General features: G+C 59.2%; 23 protein-coding genes, 1 tRNA gene, 1 pseudogene and 1 riboswitch. Of the genes and pseudogenes, 3 read left to right on the forward strand and 22 right to left on the reverse strand.

What is annotated here, in order from left to right; genetic code table 11:
- Positions 1 to 2 precede the first annotated feature (2 nt).
- A pseudogene (metH, locus tag ACP9M6_RS14145) lies at positions 3 to 3685 on the reverse strand (methionine synthase).
- A gap of 104 nt (positions 3686 to 3789) precedes the next feature.
- Positions 3790 to 3998, forward strand: a riboswitch (cobalamin riboswitch).
- Positions 3999 to 4096: 98 nt separating this feature from the next.
- Here metH and ACP9M6_RS14150 point away from each other — a divergent pair.
- A complete protein-coding gene (locus ACP9M6_RS14150; RefSeq protein WP_427452146.1) occupies positions 4097 to 6010 on the forward strand; it encodes a TonB-dependent receptor plug domain-containing protein in 1914 nt (637 codons plus the stop codon).
- A gap of 1 nt (position 6011) precedes the next feature.
- On the opposite strand, the gene ACP9M6_RS14155 is transcribed toward ACP9M6_RS14150, so the two are convergent.
- Positions 6012 to 6998, reverse strand: a complete 987-nt coding sequence (locus ACP9M6_RS14155; RefSeq protein WP_427452147.1) for a TraB/GumN family protein — start codon at positions 6996 to 6998, stop codon at positions 6012 to 6014.
- 80 nt (positions 6999 to 7078) lie between these two features.
- On the opposite strand from ACP9M6_RS14155, the gene ACP9M6_RS14160 reads away from it, so the two are divergent.
- Together ACP9M6_RS14160 and ACP9M6_RS14165 are read left to right on the forward strand one after the other, a co-directional pair.
- A tRNA-Arg gene (locus tag ACP9M6_RS14160) sits at positions 7079 to 7155 on the forward strand.
- Between the two features lie 59 nt (positions 7156 to 7214).
- A complete protein-coding gene (locus ACP9M6_RS14165; protein WP_427452149.1) occupies positions 7215 to 7661 on the forward strand; it encodes a thermonuclease family protein in 447 nt (148 codons plus the stop codon).
- Positions 7662 to 7714: 53 nt separating this feature from the next.
- Here the strand turns inward: ACP9M6_RS14165 and ACP9M6_RS14170 are convergent, their stop codons facing one another.
- From ACP9M6_RS14170 to ACP9M6_RS14265, 20 genes are all read right to left on the reverse strand, one after another.
- Positions 7715 to 8443: a hypothetical protein gene (locus ACP9M6_RS14170; protein ID WP_427452150.1), complete on the reverse strand. Its 729-nt coding sequence runs from the start codon at positions 8441 to 8443 to the stop codon at positions 7715 to 7717.
- Positions 8440 to 9618 carry a transglycosylase SLT domain-containing protein gene (locus ACP9M6_RS14175; RefSeq protein WP_427452152.1) on the reverse strand — a complete coding sequence of 393 codons (1179 nt, stop codon included), beginning with the start codon at positions 9616 to 9618 and terminating at the stop codon, positions 8440 to 8442. Before ACP9M6_RS14175 ends, ACP9M6_RS14170 begins: the two co-directional genes overlap by 4 nt.
- Positions 9563 to 9901: a hypothetical protein gene (locus ACP9M6_RS14180; RefSeq protein ID WP_427452154.1), complete on the reverse strand. Its 339-nt coding sequence runs from the start codon at positions 9899 to 9901 to the stop codon at positions 9563 to 9565. Before ACP9M6_RS14180 ends, ACP9M6_RS14175 begins: the two co-directional genes overlap by 56 nt.
- A gap of 46 nt (positions 9902 to 9947) precedes the next feature.
- Entirely contained in the window at positions 9948 to 10538 is a 591-nt protein-coding gene (locus ACP9M6_RS14185; protein WP_427452156.1) for a hypothetical protein, read from the reverse strand.
- Positions 10519 to 10866 carry a hypothetical protein gene (locus ACP9M6_RS14190; RefSeq protein WP_427452158.1) on the reverse strand — a complete coding sequence of 116 codons (348 nt, stop codon included), beginning with the start codon at positions 10864 to 10866 and terminating at the stop codon, positions 10519 to 10521. The genes ACP9M6_RS14185 and ACP9M6_RS14190 overlap by 20 nt, the downstream gene beginning before the upstream one ends.
- A complete protein-coding gene (gene gpJ, locus ACP9M6_RS14195) occupies positions 10867 to 15693 on the reverse strand; it encodes a TipJ family phage tail tip protein (protein ID WP_427452160.1) in 4827 nt (1608 codons plus the stop codon).
- Positions 15690 to 16187, reverse strand: a complete 498-nt coding sequence (locus ACP9M6_RS14200) for an NlpC/P60 family protein (RefSeq protein WP_427452162.1) — start codon at positions 16185 to 16187, stop codon at positions 15690 to 15692. Before ACP9M6_RS14200 ends, gpJ begins: the two co-directional genes overlap by 4 nt.
- Complete coding sequence (locus tag ACP9M6_RS14205; RefSeq protein ID WP_427452164.1) at positions 16184 to 16714, reverse strand: hypothetical protein; 531 nt, start codon at positions 16712 to 16714, stop codon at positions 16184 to 16186. Before ACP9M6_RS14205 ends, ACP9M6_RS14200 begins: the two co-directional genes overlap by 4 nt.
- Positions 16701 to 17093: a hypothetical protein gene (locus tag ACP9M6_RS14210; RefSeq protein ID WP_427452166.1), complete on the reverse strand. Its 393-nt coding sequence runs from the start codon at positions 17091 to 17093 to the stop codon at positions 16701 to 16703. The genes ACP9M6_RS14205 and ACP9M6_RS14210 overlap by 14 nt, the downstream gene beginning before the upstream one ends.
- Entirely contained in the window at positions 17093 to 19741 is a 2649-nt protein-coding gene (locus ACP9M6_RS14215; protein WP_427452168.1) for a hypothetical protein, read from the reverse strand. The genes ACP9M6_RS14210 and ACP9M6_RS14215 overlap by 1 nt, the downstream gene beginning before the upstream one ends.
- The gene (locus tag ACP9M6_RS14220; protein ID WP_427452170.1) at positions 19738 to 20043 is read right to left on the reverse strand and encodes a hypothetical protein; all 306 of its coding nucleotides are present in this window, start codon (positions 20041 to 20043) and stop codon (positions 19738 to 19740) included. Before ACP9M6_RS14220 ends, ACP9M6_RS14215 begins: the two co-directional genes overlap by 4 nt.
- A 59-nt stretch (positions 20044 to 20102) precedes the next feature.
- Positions 20103 to 20540, reverse strand: a complete 438-nt coding sequence (locus ACP9M6_RS14225; protein WP_427452171.1) for a hypothetical protein — start codon at positions 20538 to 20540, stop codon at positions 20103 to 20105.
- A gap of 2 nt (positions 20541 to 20542) precedes the next feature.
- Positions 20543 to 21556: a phage tail tube protein gene (locus tag ACP9M6_RS14230; protein WP_427452173.1), complete on the reverse strand. Its 1014-nt coding sequence runs from the start codon at positions 21554 to 21556 to the stop codon at positions 20543 to 20545.
- A gap of 44 nt (positions 21557 to 21600) precedes the next feature.
- The gene (locus ACP9M6_RS14235; protein WP_427452175.1) at positions 21601 to 21828 is read right to left on the reverse strand and encodes a hypothetical protein; all 228 of its coding nucleotides are present in this window, start codon (positions 21826 to 21828) and stop codon (positions 21601 to 21603) included.
- A gap of 12 nt (positions 21829 to 21840) precedes the next feature.
- Entirely contained in the window at positions 21841 to 22437 is a 597-nt protein-coding gene (locus ACP9M6_RS14240; protein ID WP_427452177.1) for a hypothetical protein, read from the reverse strand.
- Positions 22434 to 23138, reverse strand: coding sequence for a DUF6441 family protein (locus ACP9M6_RS14245; protein ID WP_427452179.1), 705 nt, complete (start codon positions 23136 to 23138; stop codon positions 22434 to 22436). The genes ACP9M6_RS14240 and ACP9M6_RS14245 overlap by 4 nt, the downstream gene beginning before the upstream one ends.
- A gap of 7 nt (positions 23139 to 23145) precedes the next feature.
- On the reverse strand, positions 23146 to 23556 hold the full coding sequence (locus ACP9M6_RS14250; RefSeq protein ID WP_427452181.1) for a hypothetical protein: 411 nt from the start codon (positions 23554 to 23556) through the stop codon (positions 23146 to 23148).
- 30 nt (positions 23557 to 23586) lie between these two features.
- Positions 23587 to 24087, reverse strand: coding sequence for a hypothetical protein (locus ACP9M6_RS14255; protein WP_427452182.1), 501 nt, complete (start codon positions 24085 to 24087; stop codon positions 23587 to 23589).
- A 100-nt stretch (positions 24088 to 24187) separates the two neighbouring features.
- Complete coding sequence (locus ACP9M6_RS14260; RefSeq protein ID WP_427452184.1) at positions 24188 to 25234, reverse strand: major capsid protein; 1047 nt, start codon at positions 25232 to 25234, stop codon at positions 24188 to 24190.
- A gap of 66 nt (positions 25235 to 25300) precedes the next feature.
- A complete protein-coding gene (locus tag ACP9M6_RS14265) occupies positions 25301 to 25681 on the reverse strand; it encodes a hypothetical protein (protein ID WP_427452186.1) in 381 nt (126 codons plus the stop codon).
- Positions 25682 to 25705: the final 24 nt, after the last annotated feature.

The raw sequence follows: 25705 nt of genomic DNA on the forward strand, positions 1-25705 counted from the left end.
AATTAATAATTCAAAATCGGCGCGAGCCAGCGTTCAACATCTCCGACGCTCATATCTTTGCGGCGGGCATAATCTTCGACCTGATCTTTCTCGATCTTACCGACACCGAAATAGACCGAGTCGGGATGAGAGAAATAAATGCCGGAAACAGAACTGGCCGGATGCATGGCAAAGCTCTGCGTTAATTCAATATCCGTCTCGGCCGTCGCGTCGAGGATGCGGAAGAGCGTCGCCTTCTCCGTATGATCGGGTTGGGCGGGATAGCCGGGCGCGGGGCGGATGCCCGCATATTTCTCGGCAATTAGCTCATCGCCGGAAGATGTCTCATCCGGTGCATAGCCCCAGAACTCGCGGCGAACGCGCTGGTGCAAATGTTCCGCAAAGGCTTCGGCTAAACGATCACAAAGTGCTTTGAAAAGAATGGAATTATAATCATCGCCAGCGGCCTCATATTCAGCGGATTTCGTGGATTCACCTAATCCTGCCGTGACCGCGAAGCCGCCAATATAATCATCAGACGGCGCGCAGAAATCGGAGATACAATAATTCGCCTTCGCCGCCGTGCCCTTGGAAATTTGCTGACGCAGACCGTGGAAATTCGCGAGCGTTTCAGCGCGGGTTTCATCCGTAAAGACCTTCACATCATCGCCGTCCCGTTCGGCCGGCCAGAAGCCAAATACGGCGTTTGCGCTCACCCATTTCTCGGCGATCATTTGGTCGAGCATGGCATTGGCATCGGCGAACAAGTCCCGCGCCGCTTCGCCGTAACGTTCATTCTCGAGGATTGCGGGATAGCGACCCTTTAATTCCCACGTCGCGAAGAAAGGGGTCCAGTCGATGAAATCGCGAAGGTTCTCCAGCGGATAATTCGTGAGCGTTTTCGTGCCGAAAAAGGTCGGCTTGGGCGGCGTGTAATTGGCCCAATCGGTGGTCCACGGATTATCGCGCGCTTCCTTTAGCGTCAGGCGGGCTTTCGCCGATTGGCCGCGCTGATGCGCGTCGCGGGCTTTCTGATATTCGCTGCGCAAATCCGTCGCGTAATCGGCACTATTCTCGCCCAGCAATTGTCCGACCACACCAACAGCGCGAGAGGCGTCCGTGACATAAACCGTGGGTCCGGCTTCATAGGCCGGTTCAATTTTCACCGCCGTATGCGTCTTGGATGTCGTCGCGCCGCCGATAAGAAGCGGCATGGTGAAACCCTGTCGCTGCATTTCCTGCCCGACATAGACCATCTCATCCAGGGACGGCGTAATCAGGCCTGACAAGCCAATCATATCAACATCATGTTCGCGCGCCGCATCCAAAATCTTATCGCACGGCACCATGACGCCAAGGTCGACGACATCATAGCCGTTACACTGTAAAACGACGCCGACAATATTCTTGCCAATATCATGCACGTCGCCCTTCACCGTCGCCATCAACACCTTGCCATTCGAGCTTCCCGCCGTTCCAAGCTCCTCTTTCTCGGCCTCCATAAAGGGCATCAAATGGGCAACTGAGGCTTTCATCACGCGAGCGGATTTCACGACTTGGGGGAGAAACATCTTGCCGGACCCGAACAGATCGCCAACGACATTCATCCCGTCCATGAGTGGGCCTTCAATCACGTGCAGCGGACGATCAGCGGCTTGGCGCGCTTCTTCGGTATCTTCAACAATGTGATCCGTAATCCCGCGCACCAAAGCATGTTCAAGACGTTTCGCAACGGGCAGTTTCCGCCATTCGTCATTCTTGACTTGCGCCTTCGCCTTGCCGTCACCGCGATATTTCTCGGCAATATCCAGCAGGCGGTCCGTCGCATCATCCCGACGGTTCAGAATGACATCTTCAACCCGCTCGCGCAGCTCATCCGGTATATCATCATAGATCGTCAACTGCCCCGCATTGACGATCGCCATGTCTAGTCCCGCCGGAATGGCGTGATAGAGAAAGACCGAATGCATAGCTTCGCGCACGGGATTATTCCCGCGAAAGGCGAAGCTGACATTGGACAGACCGCCGGAAATCCGCGCGTGGGGCAGGTTCGCCTTGATGCGCTTGCAGGCGTCGAAAAAGGCGACGGCATAATCATTATGTTCCTCAATCCCCGTCGCGACGGCGAAAATATTCGGATCGAAAATGATATCTTCCGGCGGGAAGTTAATCTCATTCACGAGCAGATTATAGGCCCGTTCGCAGATCTCAAATTTATGATCGGCGGTCTCCGCCTGCCCTTCTTCGTCAAAGGCCATGACGACAGCTGCCGCGCCGAGATCGCGGACTTTGCGGGCATGGGCGAGGAACTCCGCCTCGCCTTCCTTCATCGAAATCGAATTAACGACCGCCTTGCCCTGAACGCATTTCAATCCGGCTTCGAGCACTTCCCATTTGGAACTGTCGATCATAACGGGCACGCGCGTGATATCCGGCTCGCCCGCCATGAGTTGCAGAAACCGCGTCATCGCCGCGACGCCGTCAATCAAGCCGTCATCCATATTGACGTCAATAATCTGAGCGCCGGACTCAACCTGCTGCCGTGCGACGGACAACGCTTTCTCATAATCGTTATTAACGATCAGCTTCTTGAACCGCGCGGACCCCGCGACGTTCGTCCGCTCGCCGACATTGATGAATTGTGTGGCTGAGGTCATATAGCAATCGCAAAAGGTTCGAGACCGGAGAGGCGCAAGGTTGGATTTGGCGCGACGGGGACACGCGGGGCCTGACCTTTGGTCGCTTCAAATATCGCATTGATATGATCGGGCGACGTCCCGCAGCAGCCCCCGAGAATATTGACGAATCCCCCCTCAATCCACGGCGTGATTTGGCGCTGCATATCAGCAGGCGTTTCGTCATATTCCCCGAACGCATTGGGCAATCCCGCATTCGGGAAAGCCAGCACTCGCGTTTCAGCGACGCGGCTGATCGCTTCGATATGGGGCCGCATTTCATCCGCACCGAGTGCGCAGTTCAGACCGACCGCCCAGGGTTTGGCATGGGCGATGGAGATGTAGAATGCTTCTGCCGTTTGCCCCGACAGTGTCCGCCCAGAACGGTCCGTAATCGTACCGGAAATCAGGATCGGCCTCTCATATCCAACCGTCGCGAAAACCTCACGACAGGCGGCAATGGCCGCTTTGCAATTCAGCGTATCGAACACCGTCTCAATCAGGATCGCATCGACAATATCGATTTGCGCCGTAATCTGACCGATATAACTGTCCTTCACCTCATCAAAGGTCACATCGCGATAGCCGGGATCTTCTACTTTTGGCGAAATGGAGAGCGTCTTATTCATCGGCCCGACAGAGCCGAGAACAGCGCGGGGCTTATCAGGTGTCTTGGCCGTCCACGCATCAGCAGCGGCGCGGGCAAGTTTAGCCGAGGCGCGCGCGATTTCCGGCGCGAGGTCGGACATGTCGTAATCGGCCTGACTGATCGTCGTGGCATTGAAACTGTTCGTCTCAATCAGGTCTGCGCCCGCCGCCAGAAACGCGTCATGAACTTGAAGCACGGCTTCGGGCTTGGTCAGGACGAGGAGGTCATTGTTGCCCTTGAGCGGGCTGGGCCAATCCTTGAAACGCTCGCCGCGAAAATCGTCCTCTTCCAGTTGCTGACGCTGCAACATCGTTCCCATTGCCCCATCCAGCATGAGGATGCGGGATTGCGAAGCGGCTTCGATTTTCGACCAGATTGACATGAAACTTCCTTATTCCTGCGCGACCTATCAGAGCAACGCCATAGTGTATATAAAGAAATCTTTATGTGACTGAAAAGACGCACTTGCACAGACGTAATTTCCCGTTATGAGCCTGCCTTGTCGGTCACTCTGTAACGGAGTGCGAACATGGGAATGGAGTGCCACCTGCATGAAAATGCAAAGTGAAGTCTCCAACGGCTCCCGCCGCTGTAAGGCCTGAGGGTCGCGACAGATGTCACTGAGGTAACTTGGGAAGACGTCGCGAACCGCTTGAGGGCCGAGTCAGAAGACCTGCCGACAACGTCGCCAGCGCGCGCGGGCGGGATGTACCGATGCGCATGGAGAGAAAACTCCTAGACGACACAACAATGTCTATCCGGTCCGTTGGATCGGAACAGTTTGGAGTGCGTGATGAAAAGATTATTATTAAGTGCGGCTGTGGTCGCAATAGCGGGTCCGGCTTGGAGCAACCAGTTTGATTTCTCCGAAGACCCAGAAGTTTGTGGCGAAATCGAACCGCCATGTGTTATTCGTCTCCCGGCAAAGATAGACGACGACGTCATCATTGTACGCTCTCCAGTAGATGCCATTAGGAAGCATGAACTAACTAGCCCTGTTTCTTTCTTAACTGAATCAGACATCCAAAACCGCAACCAAGCCGTCATCGCGGACCTCCTCCGCACGGTTCCCGGCCTCGCGGTCAGCCAGAACGGCGGCGCAGGGTCTCTCACCCAAATTCGCTTGCGCGGATCAGAAGCCAATCATGTCCTTGTCATTATTGATGGCGTGGAAGTCGCGAATCCATCCGACGGCGCGTTTGATTTTGGCGGGCTTCGCAATGAGGATATTGTCAAAATCGAAGTCCTGCGCGGAGAACAATCCGCGCTTTACGGCTCTGACGCTGTGGGCGGTGTCATCAATGTCATCACCCGCGCGGGCAGCACATCCGAGGGCTGGCGTGCCAGCGTGGAGGGCGGCAGTCGCGGGACCTATGAAGGTCAGCTCAGCGCGGTCGTCCCGCTCGGCGACGCGGCGCTGACCGTGAACGGCAATCTCTTCTCAACAGAAGGATTCGATATTTCCGGCCTCGGCGGCGAAGACGATAGCTCAAGTTCTCAAGCTCTGAATATCGGGCTGAACAATGTCGACATTGCCGGTATTGATTTCAGCGCAAAATTCGGGACATCCCTGCGTGAAACAGACTTTGACAGCGACTCCAATTTCGATGGTCGCCTAAACAATACGAGTGATGAAACCGAGGTCGAAACGACCACAGCCCGGATTGATGCCCGTTTCAACCTCGCAGGCTTTCAACACAAAATCGCGGCTCATATGGTCGAAACGGATACTGACACAGTTGGTGGTTTCAGTTCCCGCTCCATTGGGTCCCGCCACGTCGCGAACTGGGCCGCCAAACGGGATTTCTCTGACGCGCACAGCCTCACCGTCCTCGGCGAGGCCGAGCATGAACAATATGAAATCCGCCCGAATTTTACGGAACCCGGCGCGGAACCGGATAATTGGACCTATGCCATCGCGGGCGATTACCGTTATACGGGTGATGCGCTCACCCTCACCGCCTCCGCCCGTCATGACATCAATGATTTATTCGAGGATGCGACGACAGTCCGCATCGGGGCAGGCTACGCGTTTGACTGGGATGGCCGCCTTCGCGCCTCCGCCGGTACCGGGGTCAAAAACCCGACCTTGATCGAATTATTCGGTTTCTTCCCGGCGTCCCGTTTTACGGGGAATGAGGATTTGCAGCCTGAAACTTCACGCGGTGTGTCCGTCGGCTATGATCAAACACTCGGCAATTTCGAATTCAGCGTGGATTATTTCTATTCAGAATTGGAAGACGAAATCACAACGCTGTTCAATCCCGATTTCACGACCAGCGTTATCAATCTGGACACGGATAGCACGCGATCCGGCGTCGAACTCTCGGCTAAATGGACGCCTGTGGACTCGGTTCGCATTTACGGGTCCGCCGCCTTCCTCGACTCAGAGCAAGACGACATAGAGGAAGTCCGCCGCCCCGATTTTCTCGCCAGCGCGACAGCGAGTTGGGACGCGACAGACGCGCTCACCCTCACCCTCAACGCCGATCATAATGGTGAGCAGTTGGATACGGATTTTGCGACTTTCTCGAACGTAGAACTGGACAGTTTCACATTGGTTGGAGCGAATGCCAGATATGCGTTGAGCGATATCGCCGCCATTACGTTGCGTGGATCAAACCTGCTGGATGAGGATTATCAGGAAGTCGTCGGTTTTGCCTCTGCGGCCCGCGCCGTCTTTGCCGGACTGGAACTCGACTTTTAGCCTATTGCCGTGTGATCGTCGTATCGACCGTGTCGATGACATTCTCGCCCTTGAACGCGTAATAGCGTTGCACCTCATAGCCCTGCTCCCGTAATTCGTGGAGCAGGCTTTCTTCGCCGAGAAGGTGCGATGTGCCGACGGCGACAAATCCCGTCCCGCTATCTTCCATGAAGCGCGAGAGTTGCGTGGCCCATTTACGGTTCCTGTCCCGCAACAACGCGTGGAAGACTTCAGGCGCACGGGCTTTCATCGGAGCGACCAATTCTTCGGTCAGGTAATCCGTGCCGCCCACCGCCCATTGTTCGGCAACCGTCACGAGGTCGTCGCCCATTGTGTTGAAATTCTCCAGTGTTTCCGTCAGCAACCGGCCCTGCACAAAATCCGGCAACTCCGCCGAAGCCGTGATCTGGTCCTCCATCGTCTCCAGATAAATGATATTCTTGCCCAATCGCGCAGCCCGTGATTTCAGCGCTTCATCTGCAGAAAGATCCGCTGATAGTCCAGCATTCTGCGCGGCTGCGAAAGTCAAAAACTCCGACGCGAGCCAAGGATACATGGAGTCCAGTGCGGCAATCGTCAGGTTCCCGTTGTTGGCGGCGGCCTCCATCAGATTGCGTTGGTAATTATCCAGCTCATCCGTCAGTCGCAGACCATCATCACGCAAGCCCAAACTTGTCGTCAGGACCGTCGCCTGAACCTGCCCCTCAGGCCCTGTATCGACCTCAAAAAATACCGTTCCAGCCTCTTGAAAAGCCTGCCGCATATCCTCGCGCTGCCAAGACAAATCATCAGGCAGGAGGTGAACCGTGCCGAACAAGTAAAGCGTTGAGTCGTAATCCTTGGCCACCCAAATCGCCGGACCGTCATTGCGCTCCCGCGCGTCGGCCACGCGGTTTTCAACACTGCGCGTGGCAAGGGGTGTTTCAGAGGTGTCGTCACATGCCCCCAAAAACAAAAACGGGAGCAGTAAAAAAAATCGGAGTTTCATAAATTCGATGTGCGCCCTCTTTTCCAACGTTTCAACCGCTGGACAGCAGGACATGACAGCGCTATGGGAGCGACCGCACAGCACCCGTAGCTCAGCTGGATAGAGCGCTGCCCTCCGAAGGCAGAGGTCACAGGTTCGAATCCTGTCGGGTGCGCCATTTACCCCTTGTTTTTGTTGAGTTTTTTGAGATAGGCAGACATTGGGAGTTGTGAAATCTTGTCAATTTATGTCGAATATCGCGCAATTTGTTTGTTCCTGTTGGGCATTTTCTGGGCAACTGGACTTTCAGGCTGTCAAAAACCTCTTTCAGATCACCGCACACCCATCGATCGTGTGGTGGATGGCGACACTGTCTGGGCGGAGGGTGTGAAATATCGGTTGATTGATTTGGACGCCCCGGAACAGCACAACAATCCCAGTCACGGTTTCAAATGCGAGGCCGAGCGCATCCACGCCGAGGCCGCCACCGCGCGGGCGAAAGAACTTCTCCTCGATCAACCCATCCGCATCCTGACCGAGGGCAAGCCGGACCGTTACGGTCGGACCTTGGCAAAACTGCAATTGCCGGACGGGCGCATCTTTGGCGACGTCTTGATTGCCGAAGGTCTGGCCGTGCGGTGGACCGGCGAGAAACATGATTGGTGCGCTCACCTGTCTCAATAAAAAAGCCCCGACCGGAGCCGGGGCAGTTGGAGGAAATCTTCCCGCGCGAGGATTCAACGCGGCGGGTCGGCGGCACTGTCTGCGACACGCGCATCAACCTCCGCAATTCGCACCTGCTCCGCCTGCCATGCGCGCAGATCACTTTCATAAGTCGTGGTCACGAAATCCCAGAGGGCGAGATATCTGTTTTCTGTGGCGACGAGGGCGGCGGCGAGATGGGCGGCGCGGCGCTCTGCTCCGCCGAGGGTGAGCCCGGCTGTGGCAACCAGGGCAGGCTCTCCAACCGGAACAGCCCCTCCGGCGGCGGGGTCGGGCGCGGTCGGTCCGGCGGCATCCGGATGATTTCGACGGTTTTGGGCAAGGTCCGCGTCGGCTCTGGCGTGCTGGCGCAGGCGGACAGGATCAACACGCTCGCGAGCGGCAGCAGTTTCCAAAATGGGTGTGGCATCAATTTCTCCTTGAAGTCTGGCGATGACCGCCGATTGTTGTGACAGTTTCTCTTGCACCTGTGCGATGGCCAGACGCGCGGTCTCTCTTGTCTCCCCCACGACACGGTGAAAACGGGCCTCACTTTTGGCCAGATCGGACAGGACCTCCGCGACGCGGATGTCATTGGAGGCGCTCAATTCATTCCAAACCGCCCGCTCCGCCGCCTGACCGTCGGCAAAGGCGGCGTCTTCAATCCCGGACTTCCAAGACTGGAACCCGAGCCATGCGGCGAGGAGCAGGCCAAAGCCGCCCAACGCCCCAAAAATCCAAAGCGTGAGTCGTGACCCGATCATGGCGTTTCTCCTTTGAACACATCCCAGACATCCGACATCGCGACGAAATCGAAACTCTGGTCCGGGTCGCGGTCATTGTTCAGGTCCGCCCGCGAGTTCTGCGCCACGACGATGCCAATGGGCACACCGTCCACGGTGAAGGGTGACCCGCTCATCCCGACAAAGACGGGCTGACAGAGGGCCGATTCCGGCGTGGCGGCATCGACGTCATCCGGACAGGGTTCAATCCGCGCAATCCACGTCGGCATTTCGTAACCGGGGGAGCCGGACACAGACCGCTTGAAATGCACCGTGGCGCGCCGCTCTGACGGCAGACCGGACCCACCGGGAAAACCGATGACAAAACCCGATTGACCCTCGACAGGGACAGGCGGGCGGGGCCATGTGGCGGGGATGCGCCCAATCAAACAGGCATCCAAAACCCCCGGAGCGCAATCATATTTTCCGGATGTGAAGGGCGGCACGGTGCCCATCTGCGCGTCGCGAACATGGGCCGCCGTCGCGAGGAGGCTGCCCCTCACCTCAAAAAATGTGCCCGGGGCCTGTGTCGTCGGCCCCTCATGAAACCACCCGCGCACGGCGGGCCGCTGCAGGTAAATCCGTTCATGCGCCCAGCGGTCCCCGTCCCGCGTCCAGCGCTCAATCCGCTCAACGTAAGTCAGGGTTTCGCGGGCATGACGGCCCGTGACCCGTGATTGGCACGGACGGATCCCCGACCAGTCCCGCGCCCCACCGCAGAGTTTTTGCGCGCGCAGCACATTTCCGGTGCCGGAATTGTAACTGGCCTGACCGAGTTTCAGGACCTCGACCGGCGGGCGCCCGCGCCGCGACCACGTCTTCATTTTCTGCGCCATGTAAAATGTCGAATTTCGGATGTTGCGCCGCGCCTCGAACGGGGATGGACGGTCACCGAAACGCCGGTCCAAATCCCCCTGCGTGCCGGGCATGATCTGACCAAAGCCCCGCGCACCGGCGGGTGAAACCGCCACCGCATCGCAGAGGCTTTCCTGATAAAATTGCGCCGTCATCAGGAAGGGAAAATCGCGCAAACCCTCGGGCCAGAACTGCGCAACCTGTTTGTCAATCTCGTCTTGGAACGGACGGCAATCGGCAAAGCGATCAGCGGACGCCGGCGAGAACGACAGCAGTGATGCAAGCAGAAATGCCCACGACAAAAATGGCGAAAGCCAGCGGCGATTGTTTGATGACATCGAGAAGTCCTTTCCGGTCCCAGAGACGCAATGTGATGAAGGCGTAAAATCCAATGAAGAGCAGGCCGAGATTTCCGGCCGTCGAGAGAATGCGGTCCAGACCCTCGATGAGGAAGAAGCCCGCCGAGCTTTCCGGGCCGAACAGACGCGCCGCCAAAATGAGGGCGAGAATGCCCAGGATGAGCCAGAACGGCACCGCCCGAAACAGAGTTGCCGCGCGGGAAGGTTTTGAGTTTTGAGGGACCATGGGATTTCCTTTTCATGGGTGGTGGAGAGTGGATTGATTTGACGGATCATTTGCCGAGTTCGTCCAGTTTGGCCTTCAATTGCGCGATTTCCGATTCCAATTGCGCGGTCAGGGCATCCATCTCTTCCTTGATGGCTGCGCGGTCCGACACGCTTTCAAACATGAATTCATTGCGCGCCAACAATTTGTCAGAGGCCTCCTTGGCGAGGGCGCGGACCTCGACAATCTGTTCCTGCAGATCGACGACTTCCCGCATGGTTTCGGCGCGTGTGATGCGGTCCCTCGTGTTGGCTTCAATCCGGTTGAGCTGTTTGATTTGTTGCTCATTGCGCAGGCTTTCGACCTCTTGATAAGACGTGAAATCCGCGCGCAGTGTCGCCACATCCCCCGACCATTTGTCAATCGCCCTGTCCTGGTCTGCCTGTCCCGTGGACTGCCCGTTGAAATAGGCGATGATGCCGGCCCCGACCAAAAACGCGACGATGCCCGCAGCCCATTTGAAAACATCCTGGGCCGTCGGGCTTTGACTGGGCTGAACCGGGGCCGCCTGATGTTGCTGAATCGGGGGCATGCGCGCTGCCAATTGCGCGGCAACCTTACCCGCCAGTTCATCCAATTCATTGGGCGATTTCATCATCTGCCTCCTCGGCTGCGAATTCCGCTTCCAAACGGCGGTTGGCCAGTTCCCGCGCCGCGATGTCCTGCGCAATCGCAAGGCCGCGATCCGTTGATTTCAGCCAGTTCCCGAACACGGTGCGCTGCAATTTGTTTGGGTTGCCGGGATGGGCGGCCTCGCGGCAAAAGGCACGGATCTGCATGAAGATGACGCCGTGTTCCTCAATCAGGGCGAGGACGTCAATCGCGGCCTGCGCCGCACGGGCGGCGTCGAACTCCTGCGATTGGCGGGCTTCCCAATCGGCATCATTGGCCAAGGCGCGGCGCAGACGTTCAGATGAAGTTGACATTTATCCGGACTCCGTTGTGGCGATTGTGGTGCGGCGGGTGATGTTGAGAAATCCGGACGGGATAGTTTCCGCGCTTTCGGCTTCCGCATCATAATTCAGGACGGCCATGGTCGGAAAACTGACCGTGTCCGACGTCGTGACGAGGAAGTCTTCCTGCACGGTTTGGGTGGACCCCGGCTGCGGGACGAGGTCGTCTTCCGTCACGGTGCGGGTCACGGTCCCGTTTGAGGCGACCTGCGTGCGGCTGGTCCAGGCATCCCCTGCCGCGCGATGGCGCAGGATGATGCGGGCTTGACCCAATGTGCTGGTCGTCTGGCCCGTTGGTTCCGTGCCCGACGGTTGCGAGGACGTGCGCGAGGCCGTGATCCGGACGGAGGCCGTCGCCGTTTTCGTGTTGCCATTGGACCCGATGCCGGTTTGCGTGACGATGCCCACATCGGGAATGGATTGGCTTGTCTCAATCGCCGCTCCACCCAATTTCGCGCCGAACTGCCAGAGCTCCCGATTGACCGTGAAAGCGGCGGTGCCGTTCTCGCGCGTGCAGGCGGACGGGTCACCGAAATTCGGGCCTTCCCAGCGGATCAAATCATTGTTGGCCCCGAACCCGTTGCCGCGAATGACCACGGTCTCACCGTCCGGACTTTCCGAGATGAAAGGAATTTCCGCCGTGAAGGCATTGCCCGTCGCGACGAAACCCTTCCCATTGGCGCCTCGAAACGCAAAGGCATCCGCCTCGTTCACGATCACATTGAACTCGTCCCCATTTTCCTTGAACGCCCCGATCGTCACGACCGCCGTGTTCGCGTCCCCCGTCGACGCCGCCGTGCGGATGATGGCGCGGCCAACCTGCCCGGCGGCATTGGCCTCGGCGAGGGCGAGCGTGTCATCAACGACCTCGGCCAGATCTTCGGTCAGGGTTAACTGCTCCGCCTCGATCAGGCCCACGCGGGAATTGACCGCATCCAATCCCGCCTGCTCCGTCCCCGGCGAATAAGGCGGCAAGGTCGTTTGCCCGTCTGGGAGGTAACAGACGAAAATATTCCCGAATTCCAGAAACGGCACAGATGTTGGAGAGGACGCCGCCCCGATGCGGACAAACACATCCACCGTCACGGTCCCGACGGGAACAACATCAATCCGACCGACCCGCAAATAATCGGTCCGCGCCACCTTATCCGTCGTGATGACTTCCGGCAAAATGGCGCGTTGCTGAACCGACCCGCCCGCGGCATTTCGAAAGACCAGACGCAGATCGGCACTGTTCGCGCCGCTGCGCGCCCCGATTGCCGCGAAACCGATGCGGCGTCCCACCTCAACATCCAGCGTTTCCAGCAGGGCGAATGCGGTTCCGCTTGCGCCTGTCGGACGGGTCCCCCGCGCCAACGGGGCGGCATCCGGCGTGTTCGCCGGTTGGAAGAATGAGAATGTGATGTCGCCTTGGTTTTCAGGCAAGGTTTTCGGCGTCGTGTTGTCAAGCAGGTTTGGTGCAAAAGTCCCCGTCGCAATGATGCCGGACGTGCGGTTAAATCCAAATTCCAGACGCTCTTCCAGCGTCCCCTGCGCCAGACCCGTTCCGTCATCAAATTCGGTCAGGATCAGATCGGCCGCCGTCTTCAACCGCGCATCCAGATCGGCATCATTGAGTTTTTCATCAAACTCTTGCAAAAATGTTGCAACACCCCGCCCGCCAACATTGCGAACATCTTCCGCCGTGAAGGTGGCCGGGACCGTGACCGATGCGGTCGGGCGGTCCGCTTCCGGTGTTTCCGATCCGCGATGATCGACCCACGCCACCCGCACCTGCACGACCATGCCGGGCGGCAGGCCTGTCAGGGTTTTGACAGGATTGGTCGCGGGGGCCGTGGTCGGCGCTGACCAGGGCAGTCCCGCAGGCTGCACCGCGCGCCATTCGATCAACAGGCGGTCAAGAAAGGCCGGGTCCCCGTCTGTCACGGCCACATCGACAACGCCGAATTGCGCTGTGTTCGAACCGCCCTCAACCCGCGGGGTGAGGATCAGGTTTTGCGGCGCAAGGTCAAGTGTGGCCGCGGCAATGTCCTGAACCTGCAGGGGAGCCGACACCGTCCCGTCCACGCCGACGGCAAAGACGCGAACATCGCGGGATTCGGACGGACGGTCAGGCGGCAAGGTCAGGCTGCGTTGATCCGCCGACAAATCGGGCAAGGCCGTCCAGAGGACCGCTTCACCCCCCGATGTTCCGCCGGGCGGGGTCAGGCGCGTCTGGGCGCGGAAACCCGCAACGGACGGTTCCCGTGCGGCAGGCACGTCGAAACTGACCGTCAGGCCCTCCACGCCGGTTGTCACCCCGATCAGTTCGGGTGTGGGAACGCTGTCCCAGACAGGCCCGATGCGCGGCGTGTGGGCAGGCGGCGGCGTCCGGGTCAAACGCTCAGGCAGGTAAGCGACGAGTTCGACATCAATCTGACGCGGCCCGGCGGGGACGATATTTTTGACGAGACCTTCAAACGTGTCCTCACCCGCAATGCCAATCGTGACCAGATCCCCTTCTTTCAGATCCACACCCTCCGGCAGGCTTTCGGACAGCGTGACAACATCCGTTTCCGCCGCGGGATTGATCAGGGTCAGCAGCCCTTCCGCCTCGATGGACCCTGTGCCGTCACTGTGGTCAACAACCCGCCGGAACCGCATCACGTAATCGAAACCCGCAGAAAACGGGATGGGCGTGTCGAGGGTCAGGGTTGGCCCGGCAACGGTCGTCACGCGCGCGGACCCTGCGACACTGTTCAAAATCGGGTGTTGCAGGCGAACGAACTGGCCGAGCGACATTGTCGTGCCCTCGACATCCATTTCAAAATTCACAACCGTCGTCAGCAGCCGCGCATCATTGAGATAAAGTTCGCCCAGTTCGAAAACCTTGTCGGGTGTGGTCGTGCCGGGGGTCGTGATTTCCTGAAATTCAGTTGCGTTATTTTCATCAAAGCCGGGCGCGTAAATCTTGACGCTGTCATCCTGAAATCCGTTGTCCGCATTTGTGAAGGGAATGGTCAGGGCATGGACAGGCGGGGAAAATGTGCGGGTGAAGGTGAAGCCCCGCGCATTTTTCGGCGTGATGATCTGGGTCGCCCCTTCGGTCCGGACGCGGTCAATGACGATGTGTTTTTTGCCGTCGCCCCCGCGATAAATCCGTGCGCGGCCTGCGGCGGCCACCATTTCCTCGACTTCGTTTCGCGACAGATCCTGCACAATGGGCAAGTCGAAAACGTAATTCATCTCATCGCACCAGATCCAGAACGCGGCGACATCCGGCCAGAAATAATCCTCATCCGCAGCGGGTCGGCGGGTGTGCAGACCGCGACCCACATCCAGCAGGACATCCGCGCAATTCCGACTGGTCGTGTCATTGCCTTCCCAATCCGCAGGCGTCGCAAAGGCGGGATCAAAGGTCAGCGGATTGCGTTTGAAGGTCGGAATGATTTTGCTGGGTTTGCAGTTCAGATTGGACACCACGCCCGACAATTCGCCGGAGGCCTTCAACCGGAAAAAAGCTGTTGCCAGGCGCGGATCAGGGGTCAAATTGCGATCCGACCAGGTGTTGAGTTTGAACCAGGTCACGTCATTCGCCACGCCGACATCGGTGTCTTTAGCCGACGACCGCCGCACCCGCACATCATATTGAAAACCGGGCGGGACCGCGATGCGAATGCGCCGGGCAAATGGTTTGGTGTCAGACCGGCGATAAGTCCGGTTCAGCTCGGTTCCGCCATTGGGCAGGTTCGCATAAAAATTATCCAGCCGGTCCTGCTGCAGCGAATAAACGAAACGATTGAGGAAACCGCCCCCTTGGGCGGCCTCATCCGCCTCTGCGCCTGTGACCGCAGCCGAGCCGCGCCAGTCCCCGACCGTCCCGTTGGCCCGAACCTCGCGATATTGAACCTCGACCGTCAGCTGAACCGATTCGGGCCTGCCCTTGTCATCGGACGTGCCCAAACCCCGAGGAAAGGACAGCATGACATCAATGTCGGCGGCGTCGGAATTCGTGCGCTCGACATGCCAGCCCGTGTCCAGTTCGATGCCCAGATCCTTCTGCGTGAAATCGCCGGGAATCAGGGTCTGCGGCGCAGAGGTCACGGTCAGGCTTTCCTGAATCGTGACCCCTTCATAATTTTCAAGCGGCGTCTCCCCCAGTTTCCAGTCGCTGACCTCGAAATTGCCAATGCCGATCGCCACACCAAAGGACAGCCAGATGTCGTCCCCCACGGCCTGTTGCAACTGTTCCGTGATCAGGCTGGGCGTGAATCGGTGCGTCCCAAGGGGGACCTCCACCGTCGCACGCGGGCGCAATTGATTGCGCGTACCCGTCAACGAATAAGTGGGATCCACCTCCGGGCGCGTCGACTGCGTGGCGCCGGGCGGCGGCAACAGAGCGTTGATCGTCAGGGTGGCCGCAACCGTGAAGGCCGCCGCTGCCGCGCCGGCGATAAAGGTCGATCCCAACAGCGCGGCACCCGCCGGTCCCGCAATCCATGAGGCGACAACAACAACCGCGATTGTCAGGGCCGTGCGCAGAACTTTCTTCCCGGCATCCCCCGCAGGGCGCAATCCGACCTGAACCCGTGTGCCGGATTTCGGGCGGATCAACCGCCAATTTTCCGCAGGGATGACCTCCCCCTCCATCAACACCACGGCGTGACGGCGCAGGGGCGAATTGGGCAGGGCCCGCGCCATGACGTCCTGCAGGGTTTGACCCTCGCGAATGAAGACGGGGCGCGGCTGACAGAAACGCGCGAACTGCGCCTGCTCCACGGCATGTGGTGCGCCTTGAAACGGTGGGATCACGTCCGTCATGAGCGGCTTTCCGAAATCGACGCGCGGAACAAGGCATCGGACGGCCAGAAAAAACCTGTGATGCAGGCCTTCAAATCTTCCCAATCGCCCTGCACGACGGCCCCCGCCCCGCCATTGGCCTCCTCATCCGCATGAACGACACGCCCGCCCCAGGCATAAAGCCCGACATGTGTGAGATTGCGACCATTGCGCATTTGAACGAGGCAGAGCGGGCGCGGCACGTCCAAGGGGCGGAAGATGGACACCTGTTCCGCGATCAGGGCGTTCACGGCCCGCACACGATCTGTGGAAAAGGTCGGGTCGGCGGGCAACCTGTCCGCAAAGGTCGGCAGAACCACCCCCGCCTGTTCCATCCAGACCAGACAGGCCAAACCCCAACAAGACAAACCGGTCCGGTCAAAACCGTGAAAATCATAAGGCAAACCGATCAGGTCCGCCTGCCAACCGCGGGGCGGGCAGAAATCGCGCAGGGCGTCAAGGCTCAAACGGGTCATTGCGGGAAGACACCCGGCGTGAAGGCCGGTTCATAAATGAAGGAACAGAACGGCTCCAACGCGTCATTTGGCGGGGCGAGGCTCGCCTCGATCGTCAATTGCTGCAACTGGATGACGGTCAGTTTGAATCGCGTGAAATTCTGCTCGATGATGTCCGGCGTCTCAGCCAGCACCATTTCCGCCGCCACAAAGATTTCAGCGGAGGACGGCAACAATTTGATGGCGTCCCCGATGCGCCGATCAATATTTTCAAACCGCAGTGTCGACCCGGACGGGCCCGAGCCCTGTGACGGCGGCGTCAGTTCGAACATCCACGGAATGTAAGTGTGCCCGCGGGAAGTGATCGCCTCTGTGTTGGACACAAAATACATTGTGCCGGGGTCCCAATCCAACGGGAAATCCTCGACATCTTCGTCCGTCAAATCGGACCAATCCGGAAAATCAGAACAGGACAGGCGCAACAGGATGACATCGACATCATCCGAAACTTGCGCCGTGGCGTGGTGCAGAAATCTAGGCGAGGGCACGGTCGAGGAATTCCAGTTCAAAGGTCACGAACACATTGGCCCCGGGCGCGGCGGACACGGCAAAGGCCCGACCGTTCGATTGAGACACAAACCCGGCGGCCACGTCGTAACTGCGCAGGGGGTGATTGAACCGCCATTTGTGAATGCCGTCTTTCAACTCGTCGCGGACCCATGTTTCGAACGTCGCGAATTCGGAGAGCGAGAAGCGCCACCGGCCCTTGACGCCCGACCAACCGCGCGTGAATTTTCGCGCCTGTTTCGTGCTGTCTTCCATGTCGGAACGGCGGATGTTGGCGGGGGGCAAGGGTTCGAACCCGTCTTTGCGGATCTGCCCGCCATTGCCGCGCAGCCCGGATGGCCATGTTTTGACGAGGCTCATCAGGCCTGCCCCAATTTCGGCCTCAAGGCATAAGTTTGGCGCATCATGGACTGCCCCTTGGGCGAGGCAATGGCCGAGATCGCGCCGCTCTCAATCCGCTTGTCGATCTTCAGCAGCAATTCGCGATTGCCGTTTGGATCCTGCCGCTCCTCCGCCGTGGTTTGAACCCCGGCATTGTCGACCACCGTGACCGAGATCGGCGCGGGCGCCATCGCCAGGACATTGGACGGACGATTGATCGCCGCAATCAGGGCGCGATTGTCAGAGGCGGAAAAGACCCGTTCATCATCCTGCAAAATGTAAGCATGTTCATCGCGCCCGATGTTGGACCGCCCGTCATGGGCGCGCGGCGCGTTGAGGAAGGCCGTGATTGGAACCTGCCGCCGGGTGCCGCCCGACCCAACCCGCGAGGTGCCCTGATGGGCGACAGTCGCCGGGACGGTCGGGGACGGGGCGCTGCCGCCGAAAATGCCGCGCAGAAAACCACCGGCACCGCCGGAACTGCCGCCGCCATTGTTGCCGCCGAAAATGCTGGAAAAGAAATTGCCGATCCCGCCGCTCGTCTGCGCGGATTGGCTCAACAAATCCTGCAACACGCGCAACCCGACACGGCCCAAATCCTCAAAACTGTCAATCGACCCGTTCAGGATGCCGTCCAGCACCTCCTGTGCCAGTCCCAATTCGGTCGTGGCCTCGGTTGTGTCGCGCAATTCGGCCTCATATTTTTGAAGCCGCTCCGCCATCTCATCCGCGCCGAGGGACCCCTCCCCGACCAACGCTTCCAGCACTTTGCGTTCCGCGGCCAGTTTCGCGTCGATCACCTCTTCTGCGGTGCGCAGGCTGTCCTTGATGCGTTTTTCTGCGGCGTCCAGTGTCTCGCCGAATTGGTCGCGTTCCCGGTCATCAGACGCCTTGCCCTGCAGCTCCGCCAGCTTTTCAGCCCGCAGCGCGAGCAGGCGGTTGAAGTCCTCCTCCTTGATGTTGGCGAGGGCCTGAGCCTCTTCCAGCGCTTTGGTCTGCGCAATGAATTTTTCAATCGGGTCGGTCCCTGCCGCAATGGCATTGGTCAACAATTGTTTCGCCTCTGCCGTCCCGTCGAGACTTTCACGGAACCGCCGCATCGACGCCTCCGCATCACCCTGTTCCAAGGTCCCCGCCTTGACCAGGGCGTTCAACTCGTCCTGTCGTTTGGACAACACGCCCGTGATGTCGCCCAGTTCGGCGCGGATGCGGGCGGCTTCGGCCTGTTGCCGGGACAGCTCTGCCGCGGCCTGTTTGCGGTCTTGGTCCGCCTTGGCCGCCGCGCGGATGGCGTCCACGTCCCGATATTTTTCCACGATGACCGCGCGCAGTTTTTCATATTCCGCGTCAGACGTGATCAGGCCGGACGTGCGGGCGGCCTTCAATTGCGCCAAAGCCTCGGCCTGTCGTTCGGTGGCGGTGACCGCCTCTTGCCGCAGTGCATTCATCGCGGCTTGCAAATCCGCACTGGCCTGCGGCGGGCCCGCATCTTCAAAAATGTTCAGGTCGTTGAATTGTGAAACGTCTTCGAACTCACGACGTTTGCTCAACACCCTTTGAAGTTCGGCCTCGATCTCAGCAATTCGTTTTTCAAATTCACCCGGCTCGCCCAGAAAGAACCGCGCGACGGGATCACGCCCGACTGATTCCTGCTGATTGAGCAGACGTTTCTTGGCCGTTTCAAGTTTGAAGATTTGTCCTTCAAAACTGTCATCTGTTTTCAGCGCGGACAGCGTGTCGAGGAGGAGCGAGATGCTGTCTTTGGTTTCCGCCGCGACATCAATGAAGGTCGCCTTGAACCGCGTGGACGACACCGACATCCGCGCATTCGCGGCTTCAATCACGACGGCGGCTTCTTCCGCCTTGCGGATCAGGCTCTCTTCGAAAACGACACCTGCGCGGATGGCCCCCTCGGTCAGGCCGTCCAGACTGACTTCCATCTCGCCCAGTTTGCGCCCAACTTCGACGCTGCCATCGCCAAAACCTCGCACCAACAGCGTGTTTCGTTCTGTTTCCGACCCCGCCTCTTTGAAAGCTTTTTGAAACAGCGCGAGGCGATCAGACACGTCATCGGTCTTTCCAATCTGTTCCGCCAATTCGGGGTTGAGGCGTTTGATGCTGGAATAAAATTCGCCCGTGCCGAGCGCGGCCTCATCCGTGATTTTCTTGAAGGTCGCCAGACCGCGGGTGAGATCACCCTGTTTGACCTGCAACTGTCCCGCCGCAAAAGTCAGCGACTGAAATTGATCCGTCGTCAGGCCCAGATTGGCGGCGCTGTCCCCGATTTCGGTGAGGGTCGCGATCGCGTCCAATCCCGCGCGGTTCATCGCGACAAAGCCTGCGACGACGGCTCCAAGGCCAATCGCAGCCCCCGCTCCAATTGGGCCGAGGGCTTTCAAACCCTTGCCCGCCGGGCCGAGGCGGTCGGTCATCTGGCTGACGGATTGTTTGACTTCTGACGCGACGGCATCCACGCTTTTCAGGGCGGGGCTGGCTTTGTCACTGGCCCGTTGAATCTGTTTCAACGCTTTCTCGCCGGCGGGTCCGGCCTCTGACAGGGCTTTTTTCAGACCCTCATCCTTGGCGATCAGGCGGACGACGACATCGGCGGAATTGCGGCGGCTCATGACTTGGCCTTTTTCTCTTCATGGGCGTGGCGTTCGGCCTGCCCGCGCAGACCCCCGCGACCCGCCGCCCGTGTCAGGGCAAGCCGTTCGGCATCGGGCAGGTCCGGCAGAATGATTTCAAGTTGTGTCAGGACGGAGGTCATGTTCAGACGTTGCAGGCCAAAGCCGCCCGTCCAATTGGACGGGTCAAGGGTGAGATCAAAAACAGCATGTTCAGCATCGAGGACAAAGGCATCCGCAAATCGGGGGCAGAGCCCCTTGCCGTCCGACCGTTGACCGCCGGTGACGCAGGGTTCGTCCATCTGTTTGCAGTCTTTGCAGAATTCCGCGCCGAGGCCGAGCTCATGCTCGACCCGACGCGTCAGGCGTTTCCCGCTGCACGCTGCGCATGAAAGCGTTTGGTGGCGATTTTCAGGAAATCGTTCATCAAGTCCGTGTCTTTGAACAGGATGGCAAAGGTCCGGCGGGTCGGTTGTGCGACCTCCCCTTCGACCTTCAGCCCGGTCAGCGCGCGGACCAGACGCACGGCCAGCGCGACAGAATAAAGATATCGCGAATAAGCTTTCACATCGCACATCTCTTTCTTCACATCGGCAATGACAGCGTCGAGATCAGTGACGGGCAGACCGAATTCGGCCTGCGTCGCGGCAGAGGTCGCGAGTTCTCCAAACCATTTCGCCGCCGTCTGAATCGCGATGTCATCATCCAAGGCCGTCATGGCGTTCAGGGTGAGTTCGACGGGCGCGGATTTTGATCCAAAGGTCCAGACCCGCGTGGGTGTTTGTGCTGAAATGTCCATGATCAGGGCGTGACGTCGACAGGGTTGATCGTGTTGCGCAGGCGCACGCGCATCATGGCACGATTGCCGTCCGTCAGGGACCGCGCAGCGGTGCCGGAAAAGCTCAACCGCATCAGCTTGTCATCCGGTGTGGGGAAGACGGGTTCGCCAAAAACGCGGTCCAGCTCAAACGTGATCAAGGTCCCGTCGGAACGGACACCGGAAAGCTGAATCGACATCGGATTGTCTTTGCCGCCAAAGGCCTCGCGTTGCGCCTCTGACGTCATGCGCACCGAGAACCCGACAGTCAGGGTCGGGTCGCCGACAAAAATGGCATCATGTGCGGTGTCCCCGCCGCCGACATAATTTTCCGTCTGAATGCCCGTCGAATAATTTAGGGTCGCGTCCAGCACCCTGCCAATCTCAACCCCATTGACCCGCACCACGAAAGCTTTCCGTTCCACCAACAAGCGATCCATGACTGGGCGAATGTTGGCCGGATCCACAGGAACGGCAGCAGCCATCTCCACCTCGCGCGGTTGGTAGGACATGGACACATCCTGCACCCCGCCCGCGCGGGAAACGTTGAGCGCATAACTTGACGCGGCCAGACCCCAGCTCTGCCGCGTGGATTGCGAATCTGTGTCGCGAATGGTCACAAGCGGCAGGACAGATTTCCCCGTGCGGAAAATGTGTTGAAACACGCCGGGCAGCGGCTCTGTCGTGGTGGGCAGGCCGAGCAGCGGGATCAGGCGATAAAATTCCTCGTTCAGGCAGAGACGATGAGTCTCACTGGCCGCGGCGGTCGGGTCGCCAAATTCGGGATCGGGACTGTCGACATTTCCCGTCACACCAAATTCATTGACCTGGTTGACGGGTTCCGTGCGGGTCGGGGTCCAAGTCAGGAAGTGCAGCGGTTGAAATTCTGTCGTCGCCGGGGCACCCGCGGCGGTCTGTCGGGCTAGATAATACCTCTTTTCATCCGCGCGCGGAAACGCATCGGTGAATTGCTGGTCTGCGGAAGTTCCGTAAGTCATGGGATGGGCCTTGTGTTGGGGTCAGGGGAGCGCGGCAGGGCGGATCAGGACGTGGATTTCTTTCCGGCGCTGCGCTTGGCATCGGCAGCCGCTTTCGCATCGGCCTCTGCGGCTTTCGCATCGGCAGCGGCTTTTTCGGCCTCGACCATGCCGTCCGGCACTTGAAAGCCCGCCATGGCAATTTCAGTTGATGTTGCGGGAACGACATCTTCTGAGCGCATGATGCGTCCCGATGATGTCTGTTTCAGGAATTTTGGATTGAGTTTGGACATGAGGGGTTCCTTTCAGGAGAGAACAGAGCGGGCATCCAGCCAGCAGTCGAGGGAGAGGTAAGCGGCGAAGGCCGTGTGATCGCCGAGGTCAAAGGACTGCACGTCCAACCCGCCAAAATCGAAGGCGGACGCGGCGGCAATGGTGGGGGCTTCGGGCGAAACCGGCAAGCCCGTCTGCCGCATCGGGGCAAGGACGGCTTCAATTTCGTGCAGGCCCCGGCGCAGAATGGTCGGCCCGAAGTCAGGCCCGTGTTTGGCGTGGAGTTCCGACGGCACAATCAACATCCATTCGAGATCAAATTGATGGGTCGGCTCATCCGCGTCGGCGTTGAGCAGCTCGCCCGGACGGGCCTGCCCTGACATCACGGCCAGACGGCGGATGAGGCGCGGTTCGCCGTTCGGCCCCCGACCCTGTTCAAAATCCAGATCGGTCGGGTCATCCACGCGGCAGGTCGGCAGGACGGGACCGTCGGGCGGGAACTCAACACTTTTGCCATGTTCCAGCAGGAACGCGTCCCGCGCCGCCGTCAGAGCGGCCAGACGCGCCGCATCCAGATGGGACTGGATCGCGGTCAACGCGCCGTCACGGGTCATCAAACCAAAACTCATCGGATCGCCGTGGCCCGTTCGGACTGTTCAAGATGTTCGCGCAGACCAAAGGCCAAACGCGCCGGATGACGGCGTCCGGCTTTGGCCATGATCTGCCGGGTTTTCAGACGTTGTTTGATCGTCGCCTGTTTGACGAGTGCGAAGACGGGGACGGTGACCATGCCGTCCAGCCGCGTGCGCGGGCCCATGGTTTTGGTGGCTTTGCTTTCCCGCAACCGCGTGAACCGCCCCGATCGCGTGGCCCGCATCCGCGCGACGAGCATTTTCTTGCCGCTTTTGGTGGTGATCGGGACCAGGTTGTCGGCCCCGAAACGGCGTTCAAACGCATCAATGATGGACTCGCCTTTTTTCTGGCGGAGGTTTTCGGCAGGCCCGCCCGGAATGGGAATGGTCAGGGCCTGCATGGCGTTTGGGCGGATGGTCGCGCCATCGGCAAAGCTGGACAGGATGTGCGGGATTTTTGAAAAGACGAGCGCGGCAGGTTCAAAACTCAAACCACGTTTGGGAAACTGGCTGTCGCGCAGAGTCGTGGCGACGCGGCGGGAAAATCCCGCGCGTTGAATGTCCTGCCGCAGGTCGGTCTTGGTCTGGGTCGAGGACAGCTTTGTCCCCTTTTTCAAACCCGTCAGAATCGCGGTTTCACGCGAGTCGATTGTGGTTTGCAGATTGCCGGTGATGGCGAGGAGCGCGTCAGATTTCATCGGTCAATCATCCGAGGGGGAGACCTTCCGGCACCGTGGACGGTTCGCCCGTGGCGGGCGCAGCGGTTGGGGTGAGGCCCACATGGATTTGCCGACCGGAGCGGCCAAAGCTGCGCGGGGCCGCATCAATGTGGAAATGGCTGAACCCTTCAAGCGGCGTGAGGAGTTCAATCCGGTCACCCGTCTGCACGACGAAATTCTCGGGGCAGGTGTGACGGCGCAGGCGCAGGCTGAACCCTTTGACATCAATCTCGATCCGGGACCCGTCGAGGTTTTGTTCCATGTCATTGATGTGGACCTTGCCCTTGGTCTCAAACAAATCCTGCCCGCCCCGCCGATAAATCAAATCCGTCCCAAGATAATCGTAAGTCGTGTCGAGCAAACGACGCGCATGGATTTCACGGGGCGGAAGAGACATCAGAGATGGCGGAGCGGGAGCCGGAGAGACTTAGGCGGCGGGCTTTGTCAGACTGTCGCGCAGCCCGGCCAAATCGGTGATGGGCGGTTCGTCGTCGGGCAAGGACGCATTCACAAGGTCGAGCGTGTCAGAGATGTCAGTCGCGGTCAGCGCCGCAGCGTCGGTCAGGGTGGCGACCTCTGTCTTCAATTTGTCAGCCTTCGCGGTCAGCTTTTTGATGCCCGCTTCCAGTTCGGCAACTTTCGCCTCTGACGCGGCCAGCAGGTGCGGCGAACCCGGAAGGGCGGTTTGCGACGCGAGGGCGGTTTTTGACGCGGCCGGGCGGCGTGCCTCAATGGCGGCTTTCTGCGCCTTTTTAACCGCCGTTTTGCCGCCGGCATCATTCAGGGCCGCAACGGCGAGTGGGTCGTCGGTGACGCCTTCGGCAGCGGCGAGGGCCGCAACGTCCGCGGACATCTCGTAACTGATGCCCGCAGAATAACCGAGCGAAGTGACAGGATTGAACCAGGCTTTGTGAATGTTGATTTTCATGGAGATGTCCTTTCGGGAGATCGTGGGTGGTTTTCAAAACAGTCTGGAAAATCTCCCGCCGAACGGACGGGAGATTGAACTGAATGTCTCGCGGTGAGATTTACGGTTGTGCGCCGGCGTGAAGTTCGACGAGCACTTCGGGCTGATTGCAAAGCGGCAGCTTGCAGCTCTCCGAATCCAGATCGATGCCTTTGCCCTGCGGCAGGTCATGCGGGTAAACATGGATGCACTGGCTGGGCGCGATGTTGACCTGACCCATCCGCTCCGGCGGGGCGTTGAATTCAGAGAAGGTCTGGATTGTGTTTTCCGGAAAGGCATGACCCATGCCGTCGGAAATATATTTGACGGTCGAACCATCGGCGCGGTTGCCCTGCCCCGTGTAACTTTCGAAGATTGTGTTCTCAAGCTGAATGGAACGCTGCGCATTCGGGCTGGACGCATCCGCCCGCGACGCCGCATATTGTGCTGCGGCGACAGGATTGCCGAGAAGATATTTCTCATATTTTGGATGGCGTTTCAGTTTGCGCAGGAAGTCGGACGCGACCATGGCGCGTGGGCCGGTCGTGACATCGCCGCGAAGGTTGTTGGCGATGTGATCTTCCAGCTCTTCGATGTGGCCAAAGATGTCGGACGCGTCATTGTCGAGGTCGAAGTAAATCTTCTTCTTCGCAATGCCGAACACGTTGAACAAATCATAAAGTTCATCGCCCGTGCCGGGGTCGACAATCACGCCTTTCAGGGCAGAGACGCGCAGAAATTCATGCGTTTCGTCATGCGGCTGTCGAACCGCCAGCAGCCTACGATTGTAAGCATCTGTTTGAGATTCGAGCTGGGCGGGGCCGGGCTGGAAGGCCGTGAATCCCTGAATGTCGGACGGGGTCAGCAGGTCGTGGGCTTTGAACGTTGGGATGTCGAAGGTTTCACCACTGGCCTTGGAGCGGTTAAGTTCTTGCGACGGGGCATTGCGGGCGACTTGCGAAAGCAATGTGACCTTGTTGTCACGGCGGATGACGGTCGTGTTGGCGGTCGGAATGCCGATCGGCGCACCAAACACGCCGAGCTGACCGATGCGCGAATAAAGATTGGGAAGAAGGTTCAGCGCCGCGCCGATGTTGGCAATGGCGAAAGGGGAGACTGTGCGAGTCATTTGAAAATCCAGTTCAGAAAAGTGAGGTTCGTGACCCGCCGGAAGGGCGGGCCAAACGTCCGTCAGTTAGGACGGCAGCCCGTCAACGAGTTTGATATTGACCGCCGCCATCGCGGTTTTCAGCGTCGCGGTTTGCGAAGCATCCGCAGGGAAGTCGATTTCCGCGGCATTGAGGATGACCGGACCGCCTTCAACCGTTGCGATCTTCACGGACGCACCGGGTTGAACTTCGGAATAAGTCAGGTTCACGCCCGTGAACGCAGCGGGATTTGCCGTGTCAAACAGGGCGGGCGCAACACCCCCTGTCATGATGTTACCGGGCTGCAGCACCACGACAGCCGCGCCGCCATTGGTGAAGGTGCGGTTTTCGCGGGTGAAGTTGCCTTCGCTGTCATATTTTAGAACCGCGCCAAGCTGACGGGGTTCAGTGAAAGATTGAGAATTCATGGGATTGGCTTTCTAAAAAAGTGA

The organism is Litorimonas sp. WD9-15, assembly GCF_050271975.1.
In the GTDB taxonomy this organism is placed as follows: domain Bacteria; phylum Pseudomonadota; class Alphaproteobacteria; order Caulobacterales; family Maricaulaceae; genus Litorimonas.